Origin of the sequence: Variovorax sp. EL159, assembly GCF_900100965.1 — a bacterium.
Lineage (GTDB): Bacteria > Pseudomonadota > Gammaproteobacteria > Burkholderiales > Burkholderiaceae_C > Variovorax.
In genome coordinates this window covers 186,148-200,456 of the sequence record NZ_FMUJ01000002.1, presented here as the reverse complement: position 1 = coordinate 200,456, position 14,309 = coordinate 186,148, and the positions used below count along the sequence as shown (strand labels likewise).

Here is a 14,309-nt window from a genome sequence, read left to right as displayed (position 1 = left end):
GCGGCGGCTACTGGGGCTGCAGCCCGATCTCGTGCGCGGCCTTCTGCCAGCGCTCGGCCTCGGAACGCAGGAAGGCGCGCAGCTCGCCCGGCGTCGAGCCCTTCATCTGCACGCCCAGCACCGACAGGCGCTCCTTCACCTGCGGATGGTCCAGTGCGGCGATGGCCTCGCGGCGCAGCTTCTCGATCACATCGAGCGGCGTGGTGGCAGGCGCCACCATGGCCCACCACTGGTCGATCTCCAGGCCCTTGAGCCCGTTCTCCGCGAGCGCGGGCACGTTCTGCAGGCCGGGAATGTTCGTCACGCGCTGCGTGCTCGTCACCAGCAGCGGCCGGATGCGGTTGGCGCCCAGCAGGCTCGAGCCGCTGGCCAGCGTGGCGAAGTGGCCCGCCACCGTGCCCGCCGCCACGTCGGTGAGCGCCGGTGCCGAGCCCCGGTACGAGACCATGTTGAAGCGGATCTTCGTGCGGCTCGCCACCAGCTCGGCCGCAAGATGGCTCACGGTGCCCGCGCCGCTGTGGGCGATGGCGGGCGGCGCCGACTTCGTGGCGGCGGTCTTGATGAAGGTCTTGAAGTCCTTGCTGTCGTCGTCCATGCCCGCGAAGAACACCAGCGGCGAAGTGCCGATCATGGTCACCGGCGTGAAGTCGCGCAGCAAGTCGTAGGGCAGCTTGGCGGTCACGGCCGGCGCAATCGCGTGCGGCAGTTCGACGATGGCGATGGTGTAGCCATCGGGCGCGGCCTTGGCGGCGGCGTCGGTGCCGATCATGCCGGCGGCGCCGGGCCGGTTGTCCACGATCACCGGGCTGCCGATGGTCTGGCTCATGCGTTGTGCCATCGCCCGCGCAATCGCGTCGGTGCTGCCGCCCGCGGCCCAGGGCACGACGAGCTTGATGGGCCGGTCGGGGTAGGCCGCCCATGCGGTTCCGGTTGCAGTGAGCAGGGCTGTAGAGCCGGCGGCCAGAAAGGCCCGGCGATGCATCGTCGGCATGGAAGATTCCTGGAGGTTTAGGGTCTGTTCACACTACGCAATGGGTCGCGAAGCTCGCCACAGCCCGCCCATCAAGGCGCGTGACGCCGTGCGTGCGTCCGCACGCACAAGGAACGCAACGCCGAGGGGCGGGCTGTGGCGAGCTTCCCTTCGGGTTGCTTCGCAAAGGGGCCCATTGCGTAGTGTGAACAGACCCTACACGGGCCGGTCGGGCCAGCTCGGATCGCTCGACGCATTGGCGGTCAGCATCAGCACCACGTTCGCATCGGCCGCGATGGCGCTGCTGTCGCGCAGCTGCTGCAGCGCGGCCAGGCCGGCCGCCGCGCACAGTTCGGCACTGACGCCGGCACCGGCAAGCACCTGCCGGGCCGCGCGGGCTTCGTCGTCGCCCACGACCACCGCACCGCCGCCCGTGGCGGTGGCGGCCTGCCACTGCAGGTACGTCACGGTGGCACCTGCCGTCGAGAACTGCGCCGTGTGGCCCGGGTAGCTGCCATTGAGCGCACCACCCGCCAGCACGCGCGACAGGCGCGCGAAGGGCTCCACCAGCCAGAGCCTGGGCAGGCGCGCGATGCGCCCCGCGGCCAGCAGGTCGCGAAAGCCCGCGTAGATGCCCCAGGCAAGATCGCCGCGCGCGGTCGGGATCACGATGTGGTCCGGCAGCCCGCCGTCGTTCAGGCATTCGAGCGCGATGGGCTTGTAGCCCTCGATCGCCAATGGCGCACTGCCCAGCGCGGGCAGGCGGTAGTTGGTCAGCGCGAAATAGCCGGGGTACTGCGAGCGCTCGCGCACGAAGGCCCAGCGCCCCGCGTTGTCGGCGAAGACATAGCGCCGCGCGCCGAGCGCATCGAGCTGCCGCGCATAGGTGGCGGGCATGCCTTCATAGGTGGCCACTTCGCAGCCCAGGCCGGCGGCCCACGCATAGTGCGCCGCCGACACCGCCGCATTGCCCGAAGACGCGAGCACCAGCGTGTGGGCATCGAAGTCCAGCGCCTGCGCCACGCCCACAGCGGTCATGCGGTCCTTGTGGGAGCCGGTGGGGTTGCACGATTCGTCCTTCAGGCCCAGGCGGGCCACGCCGAAGCGCTGCGCCAGCGCGGGCATGTCCTGCAGCGGTGTGTGGCCCTCCCCGAGCGTGAAGCCGGGCCCGTAGGGCATCGGCATCGCATCGGGGGCATCGGGCAGATAGCTGGCGCGCAGCGCAACGTGAAAGCCCGCGCGCTTGCAGGCAGGGCAGCCGTCGTGCGTCAGCGTGATCGGATAGAGCGCATCGCATCGAAGGCACTGCAGGCCGCGCAGATGCGGATTGCGCGGGGGCTTCGGCGTTCGGTCGCGGACGATGGCCATGTGATTGCCAGAAGAAGAATGAGCCAAAGAATCCGCGGGCGGCGCGGTGAACTTGAAGTCCAGGACTGGCGATGTCATCACAAGGTCATGCGTTGAAAGTTGTTGCCTAAATCTTATGCATTCGGAAATAAAATTACGCAGCCCCAGATACTCAACCGATAAATAAGCTTATCGATGCGGTTCACAGAAATCGAGACTTTCCGCGCGCTCATGCGCGGCAGTTCCACTCGCAAGGCCGCGGCGTTGTTGCATGTGACGCAACCCGCCATCAGCCAGTCGCTCAAGCGCCTCGAAGCGCAGGCCGGCATGCTGCTGTTCCAGCGCACCGGCGGGCGGCTGGTGCCCACGCCCGAGGCGCGCGCGCTGTGGATCGAGGTGGAGCGCGTGTTCATCGGCATGGACGCCATCGAGCACCGCGTGCGCAGCCTGCGCGACTTCGGCGTCAGCCAGCTGGAGCTGAGCTGCTTTCCGGCCTACGGCCTGGGCTTCATGCCGCGCGCACTGGCAAGGCTGAAGGCACACCGCGGCGCGAGCCCCTGGCCGCAGGTGTCGCTGCAGGTGCTCAGCTCGAAGGACGTGCGCGACCGCGTGGCCATGGGCATTTCAGACTTCGGGCTGATGGCCGACGAGCTGTCGCTCGAAGGCATCGACCACTCGACCTTCTCGCGCTTTCCGGGCGTGGTCGTCATGCCCGAGGGCCATGCGCTGGCGCGCTTCAAGACCATCAAGCCGGAACAGTTGGCAGAGGCACCCTTTCTTTCGCTCAACCCCGAAGACCCTTCGCACCAGCGGCTGGAGGCTGCGCTCGCCCCGTATGGCGTGGCGTTGCGCGTGCTGGTGCAGACGCCCTACGCGGCCAGCGTGTGCGAGATGGCGCTGCGCGGGCTCGGCGTGGGCCTGGTCAACCCGATCACCGCACTCGACTACGCCGAGCGTGGGCTCGTGGTGCGCCGCTTCTCGATCGACGTGTCTTTCACCTGCCTGCTGGCCCTGCCGGCGGGCAAGGTGCTGTCGGCCACGGCGCGCGACTTCATCTCGCTCATGCGGCAGCAGCTGGCCGAGGACGAGAAGCGGATACAGCGCTACCTGCGCTGAAGGCCCCGCCGCCCTTCGCTGTTTTCACTTCCACGTGAATTCGTGATTCAGGCCGATCACGAAGCCCCGCACGCCCCGTGGCCCGCTGTGCGATGCGCTGATGTCCACGCTGATCAGCGGCGTGATGCTGAAGCGGCCGCCGATGCGCGAAGTCCACACGCCCGCCGCCTTGCTGCGTTCCGCGATCAGCGACACGGTGTCGTTCCATGCCCATTCGACAGCAACGCCGCCACGCGGCGTGCGCACGCCGGTGCCCAGCGCCCAGTCGGCCCCGAGGTTGGCATGCACCTGCAGGCTGCTGGTCGGGCGCCATGTCAGCGGCACGACGAACTGCCCGCCCATGCGGCCGCCGCGCCGCAGGTCGGACACGGTGCTCATCGACACGGCCGCGCTGAAGGGCGCGTCCGCCGCCTGCCCCAGGAAATTCCACTTGATCTGCGGGCCGCCGGTGACCGTGTGAACACCCTCGACCGAGAGGCGGTCGAAGTTCAGGCCCAGCTCGACCGGCCCGACCCGGCAGGCCGGCCCGATGTGAAAACCCGTGACCGGCTCGGTGCCGGTGCGGCCCCACCAGGTTTCGTACTGGCACTGGCCGGGGTCGAGCGTGCCGGCATCGTCGACGTCGAAATGCCCGGCCGCCTGCGCACCCAGGCTGGCGAGCGAACAGGAAGCGGCGAGCATCCAGCCGAGGCATGGCGGTCGGGTTGTTGTTCTGTGCCTGCTCTTCATCTCGTGCGTCCCAAAGGCCCTCGAACCATTCTAGGGACGCGGAAAGTCGGCGCCGTGACGCCGCGCCGGCACTGAAAAGCGAGAGAAGCGGGCTCAGATCTCGAACTGGGGCTGCAGCTCGCGGATGCGCTTGATGGCCACGCCCGCCGCGGCCGTGCGCGTCTCGACGCCCAGCTTCACGTACACCCGCTCCAGGTGCTTCTTGGCGGTGGCCGGGCTGCTGCCCAGGATCTCGCCGATGTCCTTGTTGGTCTTGCCCTTGACCACCCAGTACAGCACCTCGGCCTCGCGCGCCGTGAGCTTCAGGCTCAGGCTCATGGCCTCGATCACGCCGGTGTCGGACACCTCGCGCATGATGATCATCCACTCGTCGCCGTCGTCGTCGCTGCTGGTCTGCTGGTGCAGCCGCAAGGTGAGGCTGCTGGCGCCCTGCGCGATCGACAGTGCAGGCGGCTCGATGCCGCGCTGCCGCGCATCGGGCGTGTGGCTGCGCAACCAGTCGAGCACCGCCGGCGGCGTTTCGGGGGCACGCGTTTCGCAGTAGCGCTGCAGCAGGTCGCGCGCCAGCGCCGTCTGCCAGATCAGCCGCCCCTCGGGCAGCCGCACGGTGATGCTCGCGTAGCCGAAGGCATCGAGCGCGTTGCGCGCCTGGCCGGCCTGCTGCGCGTCTTGCCGTGCGCGGCGCGCGCCCTGCAGGTGCACGTTCATGCGCGCCAGCACTTCCTTCGGCTTGATGGGCTTGGTGACGTAGTCGACGCCGCCTGCCTCCAGCGCGGCCACGAGGTGCTCGGTCTCGGTCAGGCCGGTCATGAACACGATGGGAATGTGCGCCGTCGCGGCATCGGCCTTGAGCCGTCGCGCGACCTCGAAGCCATCGATGCCCGGCATCATCGCGTCGAGCAGCACGATGTCGGGGCGTGCCTGCGCGGCGCGCTGCAGCGCCTGCTCGCCGCTGGTGGCAATGAGCACGGTGTAGCCCGACTCGTCGAGCGCGTCGTGCAGCACCGCGAGGTTGTCGGGCACGTCGTCGACGATCAGCACAAGGTCGCTGTTGGCGCCCTGCTCGCGCAACGTTCGGGCAAGCGGCGATGTTTCCATGGTCGGGGGTGTCGTGGGGTTCATGGCGCGCTCACGGCTTCGGCGAGCGCACGGCTCATGGCTTCGAACTGGAACTGGCGGGCCAGCACGCGCTGGGCTTCGGTCCATGCCACGCACTCGGGCTGCGCGGCATCGATGTCGTCGAGCTGGTTCATGATGCCGCGGAAGTAGCCGAGGCCCACCGCCTCTTCGAGCGCGCGCAGCCGGGGCAGCGACGGCGCCTGCATGGCGCGCGGCGCCGCCGCGACGGGCACGGGCTTGGCGACTGCATCGGTCCACTGAAGGCCCAGCCGGCGTTCGAGCCAGTCGAGCAGTTCGGTGTGGCGCACCGGCTTGACGAAGAAGTCTTCGGGCACGATGCCCACGTCGTTGTCGAGCCCCTTGTCGAAGGCATTGGCCGAGACGATGGCCACCGCGGCATCGCCCAGCCCCAGCTTGCGTGCGCGGCGGATGGTTTCCCAGCCGTCGATGCCCGGCATCGCGAGGTCGACGAACATCGCGTCGGGCCGGTAGCCGGCAGCGATGAGGTCGAGTGCATCGTGTCCGCTGGCCGCGCTGCGCAGCTCGAAGCCCAGCGGCGCGAGCACATGGCCGAGCAGGTCGCGATCGGCCTCTTCGTTGTCGACCACCAGCAGGCGTCGGCGCACGCCTTCGTAGCCGCGCCGCGCGCGCTGCACCGGCGCAGGCCGGTTGGCGGCGACGGCGATGTCATGTACGCGCGGCAGGAACAGGCGCACGCAGAAGAGCGAGCCCACGCCCGGCGTGCTGCGCACCTTCATCTCGCCGCCCATCAGGTCGGTCAGCATCTTGGCGATGGTGAGCCCGAGCCCCGCGCCCGGCGCCGCCGACGCGCCGGCCGCCCCCGCCGCATTGCCGCGCGCGAAGGGCTCGAAGATGCGCTCGATGTCTTCCGCCGGCATGCCGGGGCCGGTGTCTTCGATCTCCACCGAGGCGAACTCGCGCGCATAGGCCAGCCGCAGCGTGACCTGCCCCGCCGCCGTGAACTTGATCGCGTTGCCCAGCAGGTTGATGAGGATCTGGCACACGCGCTTTTCGTCGGCGCGCACCACCTCGGGCAACGGCCCCGCGGCCTCGAAGCGGAACTCCAGGCCTTTTTCGGCCGCCTGCAGCTCGAACATGTCGGCCAGCTCGCGCAGCGTGTCGGCAAAGCGCATCGGCCGCGCATGCAGCGTGAGCTTGCCGGCCTCGATGTGCGCAATGGCCAGCGTGCCTTCGATGAGCGACAGCAGATGCTCGCCGCCGCGCTTGATGACGGCCACCGCCTGCTGGCGATGCGGCGGCACGGAATGGTCTTCGCCCATCAGCTGCGCATAGCCCAGGATGCTGTTGAGCGGCGTGCGCAGCTCGTGGCTGATGGCGCTGATGTAGCGGCTCTTGGCCTGGTTGGCCTGGTCGGCGGCCTGCTTGGCCTGCTCCGCCGCGAGCTTGGCGTGTTCCGCGATCTCGCGGGCTTCGTCGGCGGTCTGCTTGGCCGCCTGCAGCGCACGGTCGGTTTCGCGGTGCAGCTCGATCTCGCGCACCAGCAGGTGGGTCTGCCGGTTCGATTCTTCCTGCGCCACCTTGCGGCTCTGGTGCGCCAGCACCAGCCACCACGCCACGATGCCCGCGATGACCAGCAGCGCCATGTAGGCCTTCATGAAACCCGAGCGCAGCGACGACTGCTGCACGTTCGTCCAGGCTTCGGAAGCGCCCGCCGGCGACGCGAGTGTCAGTGCGCTTTCGGCCAGCGCGCGCAGCTCCTGCTGGTAGAGCACGCCGAACACCACGGCCAGCAGCGGCACGATGACCAGCATCAGCAGCAGGAAGTGTCCAAGCCCGGTGTCGAGGTAGCGCCAGCTGCGGCGCGGCAGCAGCCAGCGCAGCGCGGCCGACCACTGCGCCGACAGGCTCGCGTGCGGCTTGCACAGGTCGCCGCAACGCGCATCGAGCGTGCAGCACAGCGAGCAGATCGCGCCCTGGTAGGCCGGGCAATGCGCCATGTCGGGCCCTTCGTACTCGCGCTCGCAGATCACGCAGTGCTGCACCTTGAGGCGCCGGTAGCTGCCTTCTTCGCTGTCCCTGTCGTCACTGCCGACGCCCTCATCGCGCTCGACCCGCGCCCACCGTACCGCGCGCGAGCCGGCGGCCGGCGCGAACAGCACGGCACCGCCCGGCCCCGACGAGGTGCGCGCCAGGTAGTACTTGCCACCGGTCGCCCACGCCAGCAGCGGCGACGCCACCAGCGCCGTGCCGAGCGCGATCAGCGCCGAGAAAGACTGCGCCAGCGGCCCGAACACCCCCAGGTGCGCGGTGATCGACAGCACCGAGGCCAGCGCCATCGCGCCCACGCCCACCGGGTTGATGTCCCACAGGTGCGCGCGCTTGAACTCGATGCCCGGCGGCGACAGCCCCAGCGGCTTGTTGATGACCAGGTCGGCCACCACGGCCATCATCCAGGCGATGGCGATGTTGGCGAACAGGCCGAGCACGTCGCCCAGCGCCTCGAACACGTTCATCTCCATCAGCATGAAGGCGATCAGCGCGTTGAACACCACCCACACCACGCGCCCCGGATGGCTGTGCGCCACGCGCGAGAAGAAATTGCTCCAGGCCAGCGAGCCCGCGTAGGCATTCGTCACGTTGATCTTCAGCTGCGAGATCACCACGAACAGCGCGGTGGCCGCCACCGCCCAGCCGTAGTTCGGGAACACGTACTCGTAGGCCGCCAGGTACATCTGGTTCGGGTCGACCGCCCGCTCGGCCGGCACCATGTGCGAGATCGCCAGGTACGCCAGCAGCGCGCCGCCCAGCATCTTGAACACGCCCAGCACCACCCACCCCGGCCCGCCGGCCAGCACGCCGGCCCACCAGCGGCGTGCCGTGGCGGCCGTGCGCGCGGGCATGAAGCGCAGGTAGTCGGCCTGCTCGCCCATCTGGGTGATCAGCGCGATGCCGACCGTCAGGGCAGCGCCAAACAGGTGCAGATCGAACCCCTTCGTGCCCGGCTTAACCCCGTTGTAGTGCGCGATGCCCGCAAATGCACCAGGATCGCGCACCAACACATAGATGAAAGGCACCACCAGCATCAGCAACCACAGCGGCTGCGTCCACAGCTGCAGACGGCTGATGACCGACACCCCGTGCGTGACCAGTGGAATCACCACCAGCGCGCACACCAGATAGCCCCAGACCGGCGGAATGCCCAGCGCCAGTTCCAGCGCATAGGCCATCACCGCGGCTTCGAGCGCGAAGAAGATGAAAGTGAAGCTCGCGTAGATCAGCGAGGTGAGCGTCGAGCCGATGTAGCCGAAGCCGGCGCCGCGCGTGAGCAGGTCCATGTCGACGCCGTAGCGCGCCGCGTACACGCTGATCGGCAACCCCGCCAGGAAGATGATGAGCCCCGTCGCCAGGATCGCCCAGAAGGCGTTCGCAAAGCCGTACTGCACCAGCAGCGTGGCGCCCACCGCCTCCAGCACGAGGAACGAAGCCGCCCCGAAAGCCGTGTTGGCCACCCGCCATTCGGACCATTTGCGAAAGCGCTGCGGCGTGTAGCGCAGGGCGTAGTCTTCGAGCGTTTCGCTCGCGACCCAGCTGTTGTAGTCGCGGCGCACCTTGACGATGCGCTGGGGGGCGTCGTCGGGGGTGGCGGAGGTGTCAGCGGGATTCACACCGTTTCGGTGCATCTTTCGTGCCATCTGCGGGGCCGCTCCCGGCGGCGGCAGGCTCAGGGCAGCATGGCGAGAAAGTTGTCGAGGCGGGTGGGTGGGAGCTGGATGCCGCCGCCCAGGTACGAGTCGTCAGCGGTGTCGTAGATCAATTCGTGTTCTGTCCAGAAAATGTCGACGCCGTGTTCACGATAGGTGCGCTCCGCGAGCAGCGTCGAGTCACCCGTGCGGTAGAGCCTCAGCAGAATCGTGTCGCGGCTGGTGAAGGTGGACATGGCCGTGTATTCCTCGTTTGGAAAATCCGAAACACTGGTCCACCATCGGTCGGGTTTCTTGTCGGCTCCGATACGGCCCCTCGCCTCGAAGCAATACTTGATACCGAAAAAGACGATCACGATGCAAAGCATCCATCGAAGGGAGCGGGCGCCTCGCCGAAGCATCGAACGGAGGTCGGACATCACGGCGCCACCCTGATCGGTGTATCGAGCTTCATGGTGATCGTGTCGCCTTAAATGAAGGAGCCGTTCCTATGCAACTGGAATTCAGGGCAGCCTGGCGAGAAAGTTATCCAGGCGGGTAGGCGGAAGCCGAATCGAGCCTTCTTCATAAGAAGTGTCGGATGTGTCATAGATCAACCACCCATCTTCCGTCCAGTGAAGCTCCACGCCGTGCTCTGTGAACATGCGCTCCGCCAGCAGCGTTGGGTCACCCGTGCGGTAGAGCCGTAGCACAAGCGTGTCGCCTCTGACGAAGGCGCTTTTCGCTGTGTAAGACACCCCTTGAACGGTCGCGGTATCTATTTGCCACCTGTATGGGTGCTCACCGGCGTGGGCACGACCCCACGCGTCAAGACAGTACTTTGCCCCTAGAAGAGCCGTCGCGAGGCAAAGCGTCCAGCACAGCAAACGCGCGCCTCGTCGGAGCACCGACCGAGAGTCGGACATCACAAAGCCACCTTGATCGGCGTGGCGAGTTTCAGGGTGATTGCGTCGGTGTAGATGATGAAGTCACCGCCCCGGTTGTGCTTGTGCTGCCACGCACGAAAGTCCGTGTTTTTCACTGGATACAGCACAGCATCCTTGGCATACACATTGCCTTGCACCACTGGATAGTCGAGCCACCCGATGTTCGCCATCGCCGCGACTTGATGAGCCGGAACAATGGCTACGTGGCTACGGCTCCAGTGCCCGAGGTACTGCGACGCCTCGTTCTTTTTGTCCGTGAATGTGAAGTTGTCTTTCACGTAGACGGAGACGTGAGTCACGATGGCCGACTTGTTCTTGTGGTCGAAATAAGCACGCGAAATCGCCGCATAAAGATTGAAGGAGCCCAAGGCGCAGGTCAGATCATCCGGAACACCTTCGTTGTAGAGGGACCGCGTGACGAATTGCATCAGCTTCTGATGGAGCGTGCCTTCGACAGGCGCATGTTGAAACTGGAATTCCTTGTGAAGGCGAACGATGTCGCCCTGGCATTCCAGCCAGGGCTGGATGTCCTGCCGGTTGCGGTACGGACGCAGTGCCTTGGCAGCCTCTCTTCGAGCCGCTGCTTTCTCCAGTTGGGATATCAACTTCTCCACTCCGCTCTTGGCCCTTGCAAACCTCAGAACCCATTCAATCTTGACGGAGGTGACGTCGATCATGCTCGGCGGGTAGGGCACGCCGTTCTGGTTGATGCCCTTGCGCTCGTCATCCGACGTCGGCGGGTAGTTCAACTGGCCGGCAAACCATTTGTCCATCAAGTCCGCCCCAAACGGCGCCCCGATCTTGCGCATCGCACCAGGGATATCCTGAATATCGAACGGCGGCATGGTTTGAACCGGCTTCTGCTTTTCTTTCGGCGGAAGTGGTGGAGGCGGCGGCGACTTCAGCCACTGCTGAAAGCCATCCACGGCACCGGATACCGCTTCAACCGCCTTGATCGCTCCGAGCACCGTGCCGACGTAGGGGTCGTCCTTGGCCTTCTTCCTCGAAGGCACCTCGACCGATTTACGCGCCGCGGGCACAACGACAGGTGTGTCCCGCATCACCGGAGGCGCCCGGCTCATGGACAGCGCGGCCTCCTCGCGGCAGATCTCGCCGACCTGCGGCGACCAGGAGCGCATGAAATTGTTCGACTTGTGAAAGTCGATCTTCTCGCCTGCTTGCGACTGCATTTTTGGCCCTCCCCCTGTGACTCGAACCCTGGCACCGGCCACCTCCGATACGCCAGAACACTCGGTGCGCAATCCGCGCTCAGCCACCGTACCCCCGTATTCCCGCATCCATCCCCTTCGCGCGGCGCTGAAACTCCGCTTCCGTGCAATCCGTACGACTTTTGGCGAACACGGCACGACTGTTGCAAAGCACCTGGCTTGCCCATAATGTCCGCCTCCCTCCGCCACCCGATGCCGATCCCATGGAACTGACCCCGCGCGAAAAAGACAAGCTGCTGATCTTCACCGCGGCGCTGCTGGCGGAACGCCGCAAGGCGCGCGGCCTGAAGCTCAACTACCCCGAAGCCATCGCCCTGATTTCCGCCGCCGTGATGGAAGGCGCCCGCGATGGCAAGAGCGTCGCCGAACTCATGAGCGACGGGCGCTCGGTGCTGACCCGCGCCGACGTGATGGACGGCATCGCCGAGATGATTCCGGACATCCAGATCGAAGCCACCTTCCCCGACGGAACCAAGCTGGTCACCGTCCACCAGCCCATCGTCTGACACGCCAGAACAAACAACAGAGACCTCCCATGCGCCACACCGCTGCTTCCAAGACCCTTGCCCTGCTCGCCATGCTGCTGCCGCTCGCGGCCAGCGCCCACACCGGCGTCGATGGCGGCCTGCACCACGGCTTCACCACCGGCTTCCTGCATCCACTGACCGGTGCCGATCACCTCGCGGCCATGGTCGCGGTCGGTCTCTGGAGCGCGCTGGCCGCGCGCCGCGCGTGGCCCGATCTTCTGTGGGCACCGCTGGCCTTTGCAGGCATGCTGCTCGCGGGCGCGCTGATGGGCCTGGCCGGCGTGCAGCTGCCAGCCGTCGAGCCGATGATTGCGGCCTCGTTGCTGGTGCTGGGCCTGCTGGTGGCCACGCGCATTCATCTGCCGGCCGTCGTCGCAATGGCGATCGTCGGCGTGTTCGCGGTGTTCCACGGCGTGGCGCACGGCCACGAACTCGCGAGCGAGGAAGGTGCCGGCCTCACGCTGGCCGGCATGGTCTGCGCCACCGTGCTGCTGCACGCCGCGGGCATCGCCGTCGGCTGGGCACTGCGCCATGCCAACGCCTGGCTGCCGCGCATTGCCGGCGCCGCCGTGGTCGGCCTGGGCGCAACGCTGCTGGCACAGGCCATCTGAGGCGGCCATGACGCCCGGCGAACTCTTCACCGACGACGGCGAGCACACGCTCAACCCCGGCCGCCGCACCCTCACGCTGGTGGTGCAGAACACCGCCGACCGGCCGATCCAGGTCGGCTCGCACTATCACTTCGCCGAGACCAACGGTGCCCTCGGCTTCGACCGCGAGGCCGCGCGCGGCATGCGACTGAACATCGCATCGGGCGCCGCCGTGCGCTTCGAGCCGGGCCAGCAGCGCACGGTCGAGCTGGTCGATTTTTCAGGCGATCGCATCGTCTATGGCTTTCGCGGCCTCGTTCAAGGAAAGCTCTAAAGCATGGCCACCATCGGGCGACGCGCCTACGCAGAAATCTTCGGCCCCACGGTGGGCGACCGCATCCGTCTTGCGGACACCGAACTGCTGATCGAAGTGGAAGCCGACTACACGCTGCGTGCCGGCGGCTACGGCGAAGAAGTGAAGTTCGGCGGCGGCAAGACCATCCGCGACGGCATGGCGCAGTCGCAGCAAACGCGTGCGCAAGGCGCCGTCGACACGGTACTGACCAACGCGCTCATCCTCGACCACTGGGGCATCGTCAAGGCCGACATCGGCCTGAAGGACGGCCGCATCGCCGCCATCGGCAAGGCCGGCAACCCCGACGTGCAACCGGGCGTGGACATCGTCATCGGCCCCGGCACCGAGATCATCAGTTGCGAAGGCAACATCGTCACCGCAGGCGGCATCGACAGCCACATCCACTTCATCTGCCCGCAGCAGATCGAAGAGGCGTTGTCGTCCGGCGTCACGACCATGCTCGGCGGCGGCACCGGCCCTGCCACCGGCACCTTCGCAACCACGTCGACGCCCGGCCCCTGGCACATCGAGCGCATGCTGCAGGCGGCCGATGCGTTTCCGATGAACCTGGGCTTTCTCGGCAAGGGCAACGCGAGCCTGCCGCACGCGCTGCACGAGCAGATCGATGCCGGCGTCATCGGCCTGAAGCTGCACGAAGACTGGGGCACCACGCCCGCGGCCATCAGCAACTGCCTGGACGTGGCGGACGCCACCGACACGCAGGTGGCCATTCACAGCGACACGCTCAACGAATCGGGCTTTGTCGAAAACACCATCGCGGCCGTGGGCGGCCGCTCGATCTGCGCCTTCCACACCGAAGGCGCGGGCGGCGGGCATGCGCCCGACATCCTGCGCGTGGTGGGCGAGGCGAACTTCCTGCCCTCTTCCACCAACCCCACGATGCCCTACACCGTGAACACGCTCGACGAGCACGTCGACATGCTCATGGTGTGCCACCACCTGGACGCCGGCATCGCCGAAGACCTGGCCTTTGCCGAGTCGCGCATCCGCAAGGAAACCATCGCCGCCGAAGACGTGCTGCACGACCTGGGCGCGATCAGCATGTTCAGCTCCGACAGCCAGGCCATGGGCCGCGTGGGCGAGGTCATCATCCGCACCTGGCAGACCGCGCACAAGATGAAGCTGCAGCGCGGCAAGCTGCCGGAAGACAGCGAGCGCAACGACAACTTCCGCGCCAAGCGCTTCGTCGCCAAGTACACGATCAACCCCGCCATTGCGCACGGCATCGCGCATGAAGTGGGCTCGCTCGAAGTCGGCAAGTGGGCCGACATCGTGATCTGGAAGCCGGCCTTCTTCGGCGTGAAGCCCTTCACCATCCTCAAGGGCGGCACCATCGCAATGGCTGCGATGGGCGACCCGAACGCGTCGATCCCGACGCCGCAGCCGGTGCACTTCCGCCCGATGTTCGGTGCCTACGGCGGCTCGCTCGCCAGAAGTTCGCTGACCTTCGTCTCGCAGGCCGGGCTGGCATCGGGCATCAAGGAGCGCTACGGTTTAGCCAAGCACCTCAGCGCGGTAAAGAACATCCGCAACGTGCGCAAGAAGGACCTGATCCACAACGGCTACACGCCGAAGATGGAGATCGATGCGCAGACCTATGCGGTGCGCGCCGACGGACATTTGCTGACCTGCGAGCCGGCGAAGCTGCTGCCGATGGCGCAGCGCTACTTCCTGTTCTGAAGAAAGCTGCGCCGGCC

General features: G+C 67.0%; 12 protein-coding genes. 5 read left to right on the top strand and 7 right to left on the bottom strand.

The window, feature by feature from the left end; all coding sequences use genetic code 11:
- Nucleotides 1-7 precede the first annotated feature (7 nt).
- Together BLQ28_RS07100 and BLQ28_RS07095 are read right to left on the bottom strand one after the other, a co-directional pair.
- Entirely contained in the window at nt 8-991 is a 984-nt protein-coding gene (locus BLQ28_RS07100) for a Bug family tripartite tricarboxylate transporter substrate binding protein (RefSeq protein ID WP_093237996.1), read from the bottom strand.
- A 195-nt stretch (nt 992-1,186) separates the two neighbouring features.
- Nucleotides 1,187-2,416, bottom strand: coding sequence for a pyridoxal-phosphate dependent enzyme (locus BLQ28_RS07095; RefSeq protein WP_093237995.1), 1,230 nt, complete (start codon nt 2,414-2,416; stop codon nt 1,187-1,189).
- Nucleotides 2,417-2,512: 96 nt separating this feature from the next.
- On the opposite strand from BLQ28_RS07095, the gene BLQ28_RS07090 reads away from it, so the two are divergent.
- A complete protein-coding gene (locus tag BLQ28_RS07090) occupies nt 2,513-3,433 on the top strand; it encodes a LysR substrate-binding domain-containing protein (RefSeq protein WP_093237993.1) in 921 nt (306 codons plus the stop codon).
- A 24-nt stretch (nt 3,434-3,457) separates the two neighbouring features.
- On the opposite strand, the gene BLQ28_RS07085 is transcribed toward BLQ28_RS07090, so the two are convergent.
- The 5 genes from BLQ28_RS07085 to BLQ28_RS07060 all read right to left on the bottom strand — a co-directional run bounded on the left by BLQ28_RS07085 (nt 3,458) and on the right by BLQ28_RS07060 (nt 11,080).
- Complete coding sequence (locus tag BLQ28_RS07085) at nt 3,458-4,114, bottom strand: hypothetical protein (protein WP_093237992.1); 657 nt, start codon at nt 4,112-4,114, stop codon at nt 3,458-3,460.
- Between the two features lie 141 nt (nt 4,115-4,255).
- Entirely contained in the window at nt 4,256-5,260 is a 1,005-nt protein-coding gene (locus BLQ28_RS07080; protein WP_093237991.1) for a response regulator transcription factor, read from the bottom strand.
- A 20-nt stretch (nt 5,261-5,280) separates the two neighbouring features.
- Nucleotides 5,281-8,943 carry a hybrid sensor histidine kinase/response regulator gene (locus BLQ28_RS07075; protein ID WP_093237989.1) on the bottom strand — a complete coding sequence of 1,221 codons (3,663 nt, stop codon included), beginning with the start codon at nt 8,941-8,943 and terminating at the stop codon, nt 5,281-5,283.
- A gap of 41 nt (nt 8,944-8,984) precedes the next feature.
- A complete protein-coding gene (locus BLQ28_RS32545) occupies nt 8,985-9,200 on the bottom strand; it encodes a hypothetical protein (RefSeq protein WP_143012444.1) in 216 nt (71 codons plus the stop codon).
- A 668-nt stretch (nt 9,201-9,868) separates the two neighbouring features.
- Nucleotides 9,869-11,080 carry a DUF6402 family protein gene (locus tag BLQ28_RS07060; protein ID WP_093237986.1) on the bottom strand — a complete coding sequence of 404 codons (1,212 nt, stop codon included), beginning with the start codon at nt 11,078-11,080 and terminating at the stop codon, nt 9,869-9,871.
- A 242-nt stretch (nt 11,081-11,322) separates the two neighbouring features.
- Here BLQ28_RS07060 and BLQ28_RS07055 point away from each other — a divergent pair, with 242 nt between their 5' ends.
- From BLQ28_RS07055 to ureC, 4 genes are read left to right on the top strand one after another with little or no spacing between them, the layout of a single operon-like run.
- The gene (locus tag BLQ28_RS07055; protein ID WP_056512745.1) at nt 11,323-11,625 is read left to right on the top strand and encodes an urease subunit gamma; all 303 of its coding nucleotides are present in this window, start codon (nt 11,323-11,325) and stop codon (nt 11,623-11,625) included.
- Between the two features lie 29 nt (nt 11,626-11,654).
- Nucleotides 11,655-12,257, top strand: a complete 603-nt coding sequence (locus BLQ28_RS07050; RefSeq protein WP_093237985.1) for a HupE/UreJ family protein — start codon at nt 11,655-11,657, stop codon at nt 12,255-12,257.
- Nucleotides 12,258-12,264: 7 nt separating this feature from the next.
- Nucleotides 12,265-12,570, top strand: a complete 306-nt coding sequence (locus BLQ28_RS07045; RefSeq protein WP_055802788.1) for an urease subunit beta — start codon at nt 12,265-12,267, stop codon at nt 12,568-12,570.
- A 3-nt stretch (nt 12,571-12,573) separates the two neighbouring features.
- Entirely contained in the window at nt 12,574-14,292 is a 1,719-nt protein-coding gene (gene ureC / locus BLQ28_RS07040) for an urease subunit alpha (protein WP_093237984.1), read from the top strand.
- Nucleotides 14,293-14,309: the final 17 nt, after the last annotated feature.